A 9,831-nucleotide genomic window follows, 5' to 3' on the forward strand; every position below is an offset into this window, starting at 1 on the left:
CTGTACCGCGCCGGCGGAAACGCCGTGGCCATCTTCCGCGGCCGCGGCGACCGCATGACCGCGCCCCACGAGGACGGCGAGCTGGTCCTGTATCGCTGAATTCAGCCCGCACAAGGCAGCGGCCCGGCGTCGACCGGGCCGTTTGCGTTTCATGATCCGGGAAAACACCCGCCCTCAAGCAGCGAAGCGCCGCGCGCTGGGCGCCAAGGCGGGAATAATGGTCGGAGTGGCAGGATTCGAACCTGCGACCCCCGCGTCCCGAACGCGGTGCTCTACCAGACTGAGCCACACTCCGACTTGGAGGCGGCCTTATAGAGGAGCGATTTCAGGCCCGCAAGCGACTGCACGGCCGTTGCATCTGGAATCGGCTTTTGCTATTCCCACGCCCTCGCCGCGGGGGGATAAGCCCCGCTGCCGTTCCTGCTGGGGAATGGTGTAATGGTAACACAGCGGTTTTTGGTACCGTCATTCTAGGTTCGAGTCCTAGTTCCCCAGCCACATCCTCCCTCATCTGACGTAAGCGCCGGCTCGGCGCCGCTGCAGGCCCTCAGGCCCGGCGCATGGTCTCGATGATGACCGGCTTCTTCAGCCACTGGTCCTTCTGGTCGGCGAACTTGGTCTCGCCGCCGGTGGGCTGGGCGAGGATTTTCTGGGCCGTGGGCAGGCCTGACACCACCTTGCCGAAGGCCGCATAGCCCAGATTGTCGCCCGGCTGCTCGGGCTGAGCGTCGAGGAAGGTCTGGTCGCCCAGGCAGATGAAGAAGGTGTTGGTCGCCGTGCCGGGCGCGAATCGACCGAGCGAGATGGTCCCGTGGACGTGGCTCAGGCCCGTCTTGGTGGTGCTCTCGTGGCGGATCGGCGGAAACGGCCGGGCCTTGGCCGGCGGCTGGGCGACGATGGTGCCTTCGGTGGGCGCCCAATCGTTGCGGGCGGCGCGAAAGAAGCTGCCGCCGTCATAGGCCTTGGCGTCCACATAGCGCAGGAAGTTGGCGCTGGTCAGGGGCGCCTTCCTGTCCTCCAGCTCGACGACGATGGTCCCCTGGCTGGTGGTCATGGTCACCCGCGGCCTGGCGCCCTGGGCCAGGACCATCTGGGGGGCGGCCATGACGAGGCCGGCGCCGAGAACCAGACTGCGGCGGGGGATCGATCGGGGGGACATGGCGGCTCCTGCGTTGCGAACCGCAAGCCTACCCCCTCGGCCTGCGCAACGGAATCACCAGGCAGTTACATGCGCTCGCCGGGCAGCCGACCGGCCTGAGAGATCCAGTTGGCGAGCTGCGCCTCGTCCAGCGCCTCGCCCTCGCGGATGTGGAGATAGCGCGTGCCCTCGGTCTTGGAGGCGACGGGCGGCGGCGGGTCGAGATTCGCGCCGCGGAAGAAGGCGAGTTTCAAGTACTTGGCGAAGGCATGGACGCCGAGGAACCACCCTTGGTCGGCGATCCCGTAGAGCGGCGAGTTCCACTTCACCGCCTTCTGCACGTCCGGCACGGTCGCGACGATCAAGGCGTCCAGGCGTGCGCCCGCCTCGCGCTTCCAGCCGGGCAGGGCGGCTATGTAGGCTTGCACGGGCTCATCGCCGTAACCCTTGGGAATCTGTGGATTGCCGCCCGACAAGAGCCGCGGAGAGGCGCCGTCCTTCTGCGTCATGTGCCCTCCGCGGCGCGTCCGGCCCCGCGGCGCCCGAGATAGGGCAGGGCGAACATGTAGAGCCCCGTCCCCAGCAGGGGGATCAGCGGGACGAGCGCCAGAAGGCCGATCCATGCCGCCTGCAGCCCTGCCGCCATGGCGGCGAGGTTGGCGATGACGGCGAGGGTGAAGGCGATCGACAGCCAGCGGTGGATCTGTCGCACACGGAGGTTGAGCGGCATCAGGAGGGTTCCCTGGCAAGGACCTGTTCAAGGGTGTCGAGCATGCGCGGCCAGCCCGCGGTGGCGCCCATCAGGTAGCGGGGCTGATCCTTGCGGAAGCCGGTCTGCTCCATGCGCAGATGAGCGCCGGACCGGGTCGGGGTGATCGTCCAGGTGACGACGGTGTCGAGCACGCCATCACCCCAGGTGTAGGCGAGCCGCCGCTCGGGCTCGAGTTCGGTGACCTGGCAGGTCAGGGCGCCCCACTCGGCGCGAAAGCTGAATGTCTGGCCGAGGATGGGCTGGAAGTCGGTCTGCATCAGCCATTCGGCCATCAGGTGGGGCTGCGTCAGGGCGCGCCAGATTCGGCCGGGCGGATGGGCGAGGTCGCGCTCTATGACGATGTCACGCCGTTCAGTCTGGGTTTCGCTCATGGCTGTCCTTTCAACGCAGCGGTTGTCCACTTCACTGGTCCATCCGGTTGAGCAGGTCTTCGAGAGCGTCGAACCGTGCGCGCCAGTAGGCGGTCTGTTGAGTTGTCCAATCGGCGAGAGGCCCAAGGGCGCTGGCCTCGGCGCGATAGTGGGTCTGACGGCCTTCCTGGCGATCCCGCACCAGGCCTGCCTGCTTGAGGACCGCCAGGTGCTTGGAGACCGCTGGCTGGGAGACACCCGCCTGGACGGTCAGCGCGCCGACCGTCAGCTCGCCTTCCCGGCACAGGCGTTCGAACAGACCGCGCCGGGTGGGATCGGCCAGGGACCGGAAGATCAGGTCGGGGGCGCCGGACATCGAAACTCATAACCAATAGGTGATGAGAATCTCATAACTTGATGGCTATGAATGAGTCAACTCTGCGGGGGAGGCGCCTGAGGCGCTCATTTCCGGCGCCTAACGGTGACGTGGTCCGGCGAACCGACCCTCGGTGCGGCTCATGCCAATGGTCACGGTGGCGCAGTCGCCGATGGGCTGGGTGACGACGCCGCCAACCTCGCGATAGCCGCCGGTCCCCACGCTGCCCCAGACCTCGCCGTGGGCGCGCGTATCCATTCGCGGCGCGCACCGCCCTGGCTGCGCCTCGGCCACCTCTTCGGGGGCAGGTTCGCCGGCCATGACCCGCCTGGCCCAGTCGCCGGGCGCTTCGGGCCGCAGGCTCGGCCCAACACCCTGGCCGATCGGAGTTGACGCCGTCGAAGGGGCCGGCGGAGTGTCGGAGCGGCTAGTCGCAATGGGCGCTTCATCAGCGAAGGCGGGCCCCGCGAAGGCGGCGACGAACACGGCTGTGGCGAGGGCGGCGGGTTTCATGGCGCAAGCTTCACCCCCGGACATGGCCAGATAAGGGCGGGCCAGATAAGGGCGGCTCAGCGCTTCTGGTCCACGTCCCGCACGGCGCCGCGGGCGGCGCTGGTGGTGAAGGTGGCATAGGCGCGGAGCGCCGGGGTGACCTTGCGCTTGCGCGGGCCGGGATGCCAGGCGTCTGCCCCTCGGGCCTCCATGGCCGTGCGGCGGCCCGCCAGGACGGCGTCGTCCACCGCCAGGCGGATAGTACGGTTGGGGATGTCGATCTCGATCCGGTCGCCATTCTCCACCAGGCCGATGAGCCCGCCCTCGGCCGCTTCCGGCGACACATGGCCGATGGACAGGCCCGAGGTGCCGCCCGAGAAGCGCCCGTCGGTGATCAGGGCGCAGGCCTTCCCCAGGCCCTTCGATTTCAGATAGCTGGTGGGATACAGCATCTCCTGCATGCCCGGCCCGCCGCGGGGGCCTTCATAGCGGATGACCACCACGTCGCCGGCCACGATCTTGCCGGTCAGGATGGCGCTGACGGCGTCGTCCTGGCTCTCGAACACCCGGGCGGGACCCGAAAAGACCAGGATGCTGTCGTCGACGCCGGCGGTCTTCACGATGCAGCCGTCTTCGGCGAGGTTGCCACTCAGCACGGCCAGGCCGCCGTCCTGGGAGAAGGCATGCTCGACGCTGCGGATCACCCCGTCCTTGCGGTCGAGGTCCAGTTCCTTCCAGCGGCTGTTCTGGCTGAAGGCGACCTGGGTGGGCACCCCGCCCGGCGCGGCCTTGAAGAAGGTCTGGACCGCTTCGCTCTCGGTGCGGCTGGTGTCCCAGCGCTCCAGGGCCTCGCCCATGGTCTTGGAATGGACGGTCGGCAGGTCGGTGTGCAGCAGGCCGCCGCGTTCCAGCTGGCCGAGGATGGCCATGACCCCGCCGGCCCGGTGGACGTCCTCCATATGCACGTCGGCCTTGGCCGGCGCCACCTTGGACAGGCACGGCACCTTGCGTGACAGGCGGTCGATGTCCGTCATGGTGAAGTCCACCTCGGCCTCATGGGCCGCGGCCAGCAGGTGCAGGACCGTGTTGGTCGAGCCGCCCATGGCGATATCCAGGCTCATGGCGTTCTCGAAGGCCCGGAAGCTGGCCACGTTGCGCGGCAGGACGCTGTCGTCATCCTGTTCGTAATAGCGTTTGGTGATGTCGACGATCAGGTGGCCGGCCTCCAGGAACAGGCGCTCGCGATCGGCGTGGGTGGCGAGCGTCGAGCCGTTGCCGGGCAGGGACAGGCCGAGCGCCTCGGTCAGGCAGTTCATGGAATTGGCGGTGAACATGCCCGAGCAGGAGCCGCAGGTGGGGCAGGCCGAGCGCTCGATGGTCGCCACGTCCTCGTCGCTGACCGACTCGTCGGCCGCCGCGACCATGGCGTCCACCAGGTCGAGCGCCACTTCCTTGCCGCCCAGGACGACCTTGCCGGCCTCCATCGGCCCGCCGGAGACGAAGACGGTGGGAATGTTCAGGCGCAGCGACGCCATCAGCATGCCCGGCGTGATCTTGTCGCAGTTGGAGATGCAGACCAGCGCGTCCACGCAGTGGGCGTTGGCCATGTATTCGACGCTGTCGGCGATCAGCTCGCGCGACGGCAGGCTGTAGAGCATGCCGTCATGACCCATGGCGATGCCGTCATCGACGGCGATGGTGTTGAACTCCTTGGCCACGCCGCCGGCGCGCTCAATCTCGCGGGCGACCAGCTGGCCCAGGTCCTTCAGGTGCACGTGGCCCGGCACGAACTGGGTGAAGGAGTTGACCACCGCGATGATCGGCTTGCCGAAGTCGCCGTCCTTCATGCCCGTGGCGCGCCACAGGCCGCGGGCGCCGGCCATGTTGCGGCCGTGGGTCGAGGTGCGTGAGCGATAGGCGGGCATGGGCAGGGTCCTTTTGGATCGCCCCCGGCATAGCCTCAGGCGTCTGGCGAGAGAAATATACTTTTGAAGCCGTTTTAGGTCGCAGTAGATATGAGCGATGGATGTCCGTCAGCTCCGACACTTCGAGGCCGTGGCCGAGACCCTGCATTTTGGCCGGGCCGCGGCGCGGCTGAACATGACTCAGCCGCCGCTCAGCCAGTCGATCCAGGCCCTGGAGCGGGAGCTGGGCGCGGCCCTGTTCGCCCGCACCAAGCGCAGCGTCGCCCTCACGCCGTTTGGGGCGCAGTTTTTGACCCATGTCCGCGCCGCCCTTGGTGAACTGGCGGCGCTGCCCGATATCGCCCGGTCGCTGCGGGACGGTGAGGCCGGCCGCCTGGAGCTCTCCTTCGTCAGCACCGCCGACTACAGCGTCCTGCCGGCCCTGGTCCGGCGCTACGCCGCCCTCTATCCCGACGTAGAGATCGCCCTGCGCGAGGCGACCAGTGAGGTGCAGATCGCAGCCCTGCTGGAGGGGCAAGGCCATGCCGGCGTCGTCATCGCTCCCAGCGGCGCCCTGCCTACGGGTCTCGCCTATCACCGGCTGCTGGTCGAACCCCTGGTGGCCGCCGTGCCGGAAGCGTGGCTGATCGAGGGTCGCCTGCCTCTGAGGGCGGGGAAGCTCGATCCGGAACTTATCGTCCAGTCGCCGCTGATCCTCTTTCCGCGCCGCGCCGCGCCGGCCTTCCACGACCTGGTGACGGACTACTTCACCGCCCATGGCGGCGCGGCCAGCATCGCCCAGGAAGCCATCCAGATGCAGACCATCATCAGCCTCGTTTCGGCCGAGATGGGGGTGGCCCTGGCGCCGGCCTCCCTGCGCAACCTGGCCCGCACCGGCGTGCGCTATGTGGAGCTGGCCGGCGAGGCGCCGTCGCTGGAGACCGGCCTGGTCTGGCGCCAGGACGACCTTACTCCGACGCTGGCGCGGTTTCTGGACGTCGCCCTCGACGGCGCGGCCGATTAGACCCCGCTGAGCGCCAGTCCCGGCGCGTCCGGGTCGTGGGTGGTTCCGCCGTTCAGCGCCTTCTGCATCCAGACGATGTCCACCCAGCGGCCGTGCTTGTAGCCGAGGCCGAGGCCTGATCCCTGGTGGGTGAAGCCCAGCGCCGTGTGCAGGCCGACGGAGCCGGCGTTACCGCTGTCGCCGATCACCGCCACCATCTGGCGGATGCCGATGGCCTCGCAAGCCTCGATGACGGCCGACAGCACCGCGCGGCCGACCCCGCGGCCCTGGGCGTCCGGCGCCACATAGACGCTGTCCTCCACCGTGTAACGATAGGCCGCCCGGAGACGGAACGGGCCGGCATAGGCGAAGCCCAGCACCTTCCCCTGATCTTCCGCCAGCAGATAGGGCAGGCCGCGGGCGACGATGGCCTCGCGCCGCTGGTTCAGCTCGTCGGCCGAGGGCGGAACCTCCTCGAAGGTGCCGAAGCCGTGCAGGACGTGGTGGCCATAGATCTCCGCCAGGGGGGCCATGTCGGCGGCCTCGGCCGGGCGGACGATCATTTGGTCCAACCCTTGTCGACGGCCCAGACGGCGAAGGCGTAGTCCAGGGCGATCTCCTTGAGGAAATCGAACCGGCCAGAGGCGCCCCCGTGGCCGGCCTCCATATTGATCTTCAGCAGGATGGGCGCCTCGCCGGTGGTGTGCTCGCGCAGGCGCGCCACCCACTTGGCCGGCTCCCAATAGGTGACCCGCGGGTCCGAGAGCCCGCCTGTAGCCAGGATCGGCGGATAGGCCTTGGCGCCCACCTGATCATAGGGACTGTAGGCGGCGATGGCGTCATAGGCGGCCACGTCGGTCAGGGGATTGCCCCATTCGGGCCATTCCGGCGGCGTCAGCGGCAGGCTCGCATCGCTCATGGTGTTGAGCACATCGACGAAGGGGACGGCTGCGATGATCGCCCCCCAGAGGTCGGGGCGCATGTTGGCCACGGCTCCCATCAACATTCCCCCAGCCGAGCCGCCATAGGCCGCGACCCGTCCCTTGGTGGCGTATTTCTCGGCCACCAGGTGTTCGGCGCAGGCGATGAAGTCGGTGAAGGTGTTGGTCTTCTTGGCCTTGCGGCCATCCATGAACCAGCCCCAGCCCTTGTCCGAGCCGCCGCGGATGTGGGCCGTGGCCCAGATCCAGCCCCGGTCCACCAGGGAAAGATTACGGATCGAAAAGCTGGGCTCCATGGCGTGGCCATATGAGCCGTAGCCGTAGAGCATCAGCGGCGCGCTCCCATCGAGGGGCGTGTCGCGGCGCATCAAGAGCGTGATCGGCACCTCTTCTCCGTCCGCGGCGCGGGCATAGAGCCTGTGGGCCACATAGGCGTCCGGGTCGTGGCCCGAGGGGATTTCCTGGGTCTTGCGCCAGGTCCGCTGGCGGCTCGCCATGTCGTAGTCGAACCACTGCCGGGGCGTGGTCGGCGACTGGTAGACGAAGCGGGTCAGGGTCGTGTCGTATTCCAGCCCGCCTTCCAGATGCAGGGCGTAGGCCTCCTCGTCGAAGGCGACCACGTGCTCGTCGCCGTCCCGGGTCATCACCGCCATCTGGTCGAGCGCATTGACCCGCTCCATCCGCACCAGATGGCCGGCATAGGCGGCGAAGCCGGTGATGTAGCGGCCGGCTAGGTGCGGGACGAAGTCGCGCCAGGTGGACCGGGCGGGCAGGGGTTCGGTCGACACGCACAGCTTGAAGTCCACGGCGCTGTCGGCGTTGGTGCGGATCACCCACCGGTCGGTCCAGTGGTCGAGCTCATAGCGGACGCCGGTCTCGCGGGGCTGGACACAGGCCGGATCGGCAGTGGGCTCGGCGGCCGGGATGATCCAGATCTCGGTGGTTTCCTGGTCGCCCACATGGATGGCGACATAGGCGTCGTCCGAGGTGGTCCCGACGCCGAGGAACATGCCGTCGTCTTTTTCCTCATAGACCAGCACGTCTTCGCCGCCGCGGACGGGCCGGCGGAAGACCTTGGCCGGACGGGCGTTCTCGTCCCGCCAGATCCAGAACAGCCACTCGGAATCCGGCGAGAAGGTGAAGTCGCCATAGGCGCTCTCGATGGCGTGGGGCAGATCCTCGCCGGTCACGAGATCGCGGATGCGGATGGTGTAGTATTCCGAGCCCTGCTCGTCGGCGGCCCAGGCATAGAGCCGGTGGTCGGGGCTGTGGCCGGCGCCGCCCACCTGGAAATAGGCCTTGCCCTTGGCCAGGGCCTCCTCGTCCAGCAGGATTTCCTCGCCGATCTCCGCCCCCCGGGGACGCCGAGCGCGGATCGGATGCTGGGCGCCTTCCTGATAGCGGACATAGTAGTCCCAGGGGCCGTCGGGGGCCGGCACGCTGGAATCGTCCTCCTTGATCCGCCCCTTCATCTCGGCGAACAGGGCGGCCTGCAGGTCCTTGGTGCCCGCCAGCATGGCCTCGGTATAGGCGTTCTCGGCCTTCAGGTGCTCGGCGATGTCGGTCCGCAGGGTGGCGGGGTCGCGCAGAACCTTCTGCCAGTTTTCGTCCTTCATCCAGGCGTACTCGTCCGTGCGGCTACGGCCGAGCTGCTCGGTGGTTTGAGGATGCTTGGGAGCGACGGGGGGCGTGGGGCGCTGGGTCATTCCAGCTAGATGCGACGAACCGCAGCGTCTCTCAAGGCGCGGTGTGAGAATGCAGACAAATCCGGAGGGGAGGGACCACCCAACGCCTCCAGGACAGGCGCGCGGCAATAGAGCGCGGACGTTCACGCCCTCGCGTCTTGCCGCACTGCGGCGGGTCTGATTCAGTTGGCCCCATCGTCGGGTCTAAGAAGTCGAGGGGCGTCCATGATTGCGGATCTTGCTGTCGAACTGATCCACGCCACGGTTCAGATCGAGCAGCCGCTGGGGGATGGAACGCGCACGGTGGGCACCGGGTTCCTGATCAATGCGCCGACCCTGGACGGCCAGCCGCGCACGGTGTTGGTGACCGCCAACCACGTCCTGCAACGGATGCCCGGCGTGCAGGCCCGCATCGGCTACCGGATCGCCAACGCCGATGGCTCCTGGAGCTATGCCCCGCAGAAGTTCGATATCCGCGACGCCGACGGCAATCCGCGCTGGACCCAGCATCCCAGCCGCGACGTGGCCGCCATCTCCATCACCGCGCCCCCCGAATTCGCCAAGGCGGCGATACCCACCGACTGGCTGGCCGCCGATGATACCTTTTCGAGCTACGCCGTGGGCGCGGGCGACCAGATGATGGCGCTGGGCTTCCCTCGAGGACTGTCGGCCAATCCGGCCGGCTTCCCCATCCTGCGCTCAGGGCGCGTGGCGTCCTTCCCCCTGGCGCCGGCGGCGGCCTTCCCGACCTTCCTGCTCGACTTCACGGTTTTCCCCGGCAATTCCGGCGGGCCGGTCTTCATGGCCGAAGGCGTGCGGCGCAGGCCGGGCGGCGGCGAGTCCCAGGAGGTTCAGTTCATTGCGGGCCTGCTGACCCAGCAGGTGGAACTGAACAGCGAACGGCTGGAGATCGGCATCGTCACCCACGCCCGCTACATCCGTGAGACCCTGTCCCTGATGGATAATCCCCTGGCCGAGATCACGGTGGCGCAGGGGGATTCCAGCGTCGGCGGCGCCAAGGCGGCCTCGGCGCTGGAGGCGGTGTCGCCAGACTACTGAGCCCCGGCGCCCAGGCACAAAAAAGGCCCGCGTCGAAACGCGGGCCTTTCTTACACTCGGGTCGCTGAGATCAGGCGCCGTAGACGACCGAAATGGTCTCGGCCACGCAGG

11 protein-coding genes and 2 tRNA genes are annotated in these 9,831 nt (G+C 68.2%); 3 read left to right on the forward strand and 10 right to left on the reverse strand.

What is annotated here, in order from left to right; translation table 11 throughout:
• Positions 1-218 precede the first annotated feature (218 nt).
• Positions 219-295: transfer RNA gene (locus V7702_RS15320), tRNA-Pro, on the reverse strand.
• A 129-nt stretch (positions 296-424) separates the two neighbouring features.
• Here V7702_RS15320 and V7702_RS15325 point away from each other — a divergent pair.
• Positions 425-498 (forward strand) — tRNA-Gln (locus V7702_RS15325).
• A gap of 49 nt (positions 499-547) precedes the next feature.
• On the opposite strand, the gene V7702_RS15330 is transcribed toward V7702_RS15325, so the two are convergent.
• The 7 genes from V7702_RS15330 to ilvD form a co-directional block, all read right to left on the reverse strand.
• Positions 548-1,159: a peptidylprolyl isomerase gene (locus V7702_RS15330; protein ID WP_335650949.1), complete on the reverse strand. Its 612-nt coding sequence runs from the start codon at positions 1,157-1,159 to the stop codon at positions 548-550.
• Positions 1,160-1,224: 65 nt separating this feature from the next.
• A complete protein-coding gene (locus V7702_RS15335; protein ID WP_335650950.1) occupies positions 1,225-1,647 on the reverse strand; it encodes a DUF1801 domain-containing protein in 423 nt (140 codons plus the stop codon).
• Positions 1,644-1,868: a hypothetical protein gene (locus tag V7702_RS15340; protein ID WP_335650951.1), complete on the reverse strand. Its 225-nt coding sequence runs from the start codon at positions 1,866-1,868 to the stop codon at positions 1,644-1,646. Before V7702_RS15340 ends, V7702_RS15335 begins: the two co-directional genes overlap by 4 nt.
• Positions 1,868-2,281 (reverse strand): SRPBCC family protein, encoded by a 414-nt coding sequence (locus tag V7702_RS15345; RefSeq protein WP_335650952.1) that lies wholly within the window; start codon positions 2,279-2,281, stop codon positions 1,868-1,870. Before V7702_RS15345 ends, V7702_RS15340 begins: the two co-directional genes overlap by 1 nt.
• Before the next feature lie 31 nt (positions 2,282-2,312).
• Positions 2,313-2,636: an ArsR/SmtB family transcription factor gene (locus V7702_RS15350; RefSeq protein WP_335650953.1), complete on the reverse strand. Its 324-nt coding sequence runs from the start codon at positions 2,634-2,636 to the stop codon at positions 2,313-2,315.
• Positions 2,637-2,735: 99 nt separating this feature from the next.
• Positions 2,736-3,149: a hypothetical protein gene (locus V7702_RS15355; RefSeq protein WP_335650954.1), complete on the reverse strand. Its 414-nt coding sequence runs from the start codon at positions 3,147-3,149 to the stop codon at positions 2,736-2,738.
• A gap of 56 nt (positions 3,150-3,205) precedes the next feature.
• Positions 3,206-5,053, reverse strand: coding sequence for a dihydroxy-acid dehydratase (ilvD, locus tag V7702_RS15360; RefSeq protein WP_335650955.1), 1,848 nt, complete (start codon positions 5,051-5,053; stop codon positions 3,206-3,208).
• Between the two features lie 97 nt (positions 5,054-5,150).
• On the opposite strand from ilvD, the gene V7702_RS15365 reads away from it, so the two are divergent.
• Complete coding sequence (locus tag V7702_RS15365; RefSeq protein WP_335650956.1) at positions 5,151-6,056, forward strand: LysR family transcriptional regulator; 906 nt, start codon at positions 5,151-5,153, stop codon at positions 6,054-6,056.
• Here V7702_RS15365 and V7702_RS15370 read toward each other — a convergent pair.
• Positions 6,053-6,598 carry a GNAT family N-acetyltransferase gene (locus V7702_RS15370; RefSeq protein WP_335650957.1) on the reverse strand — a complete coding sequence of 182 codons (546 nt, stop codon included), beginning with the start codon at positions 6,596-6,598 and terminating at the stop codon, positions 6,053-6,055. The two genes, V7702_RS15365 and V7702_RS15370, sit on opposite strands and share 4 nt — an antisense overlap.
• On the reverse strand, positions 6,595-8,682 hold the full coding sequence (locus V7702_RS15375; RefSeq protein WP_335650958.1) for a S9 family peptidase: 2,088 nt from the start codon (positions 8,680-8,682) through the stop codon (positions 6,595-6,597). The genes V7702_RS15370 and V7702_RS15375 overlap by 4 nt, the downstream gene beginning before the upstream one ends.
• A gap of 204 nt (positions 8,683-8,886) precedes the next feature.
• Between V7702_RS15375 and V7702_RS15380 the strand changes: the two genes are divergently transcribed.
• Positions 8,887-9,720 carry a trypsin-like serine peptidase gene (locus V7702_RS15380; RefSeq protein WP_335650959.1) on the forward strand — a complete coding sequence of 278 codons (834 nt, stop codon included), beginning with the start codon at positions 8,887-8,889 and terminating at the stop codon, positions 9,718-9,720.
• The last annotated feature ends 111 nt before the right edge of the window (positions 9,721-9,831 follow it).

The sequence above is a fragment of the Phenylobacterium sp. genome (genome assembly GCF_036963605.1).
Lineage (GTDB): Bacteria > Pseudomonadota > Alphaproteobacteria > Caulobacterales > Caulobacteraceae > Phenylobacterium.

Coding starts and splice junctions, on each gene's coding strand:
- V7702_RS15330 (WP_335650949.1), bottom strand. CDS start 1,159: ATGTCCCCCCGATCGATCCCCCGCCGCAGTCTGGTTCTCGGCGCCGGC.
- V7702_RS15335 (WP_335650950.1), bottom strand. CDS start 1,647: ATGACGCAGAAGGACGGCGCCTCTCCGCGGCTCTTGTCGGGCGGCAAT.
- V7702_RS15340 (WP_335650951.1), bottom strand. CDS start 1,868: ATGCCGCTCAACCTCCGTGTGCGACAGATCCACCGCTGGCTGTCGATC.
- V7702_RS15345 (WP_335650952.1), bottom strand. CDS start 2,281: ATGAGCGAAACCCAGACTGAACGGCGTGACATCGTCATAGAGCGCGAC.
- V7702_RS15350 (WP_335650953.1), bottom strand. CDS start 2,636: ATGTCCGGCGCCCCCGACCTGATCTTCCGGTCCCTGGCCGATCCCACC.
- V7702_RS15355 (WP_335650954.1), bottom strand. CDS start 3,149: ATGAAACCCGCCGCCCTCGCCACAGCCGTGTTCGTCGCCGCCTTCGCG.
- ilvD (WP_335650955.1), bottom strand. CDS start 5,053: ATGCCCGCCTATCGCTCACGCACCTCGACCCACGGCCGCAACATGGCC.
- V7702_RS15365 (WP_335650956.1), top strand. CDS start 5,151: ATGGATGTCCGTCAGCTCCGACACTTCGAGGCCGTGGCCGAGACCCTG.
- V7702_RS15370 (WP_335650957.1), bottom strand. CDS start 6,598: ATGATCGTCCGCCCGGCCGAGGCCGCCGACATGGCCCCCCTGGCGGAG.
- V7702_RS15375 (WP_335650958.1), bottom strand. CDS start 8,682: ATGACCCAGCGCCCCACGCCCCCCGTCGCTCCCAAGCATCCTCAAACC.
- V7702_RS15380 (WP_335650959.1), top strand. CDS start 8,887: ATGATTGCGGATCTTGCTGTCGAACTGATCCACGCCACGGTTCAGATC.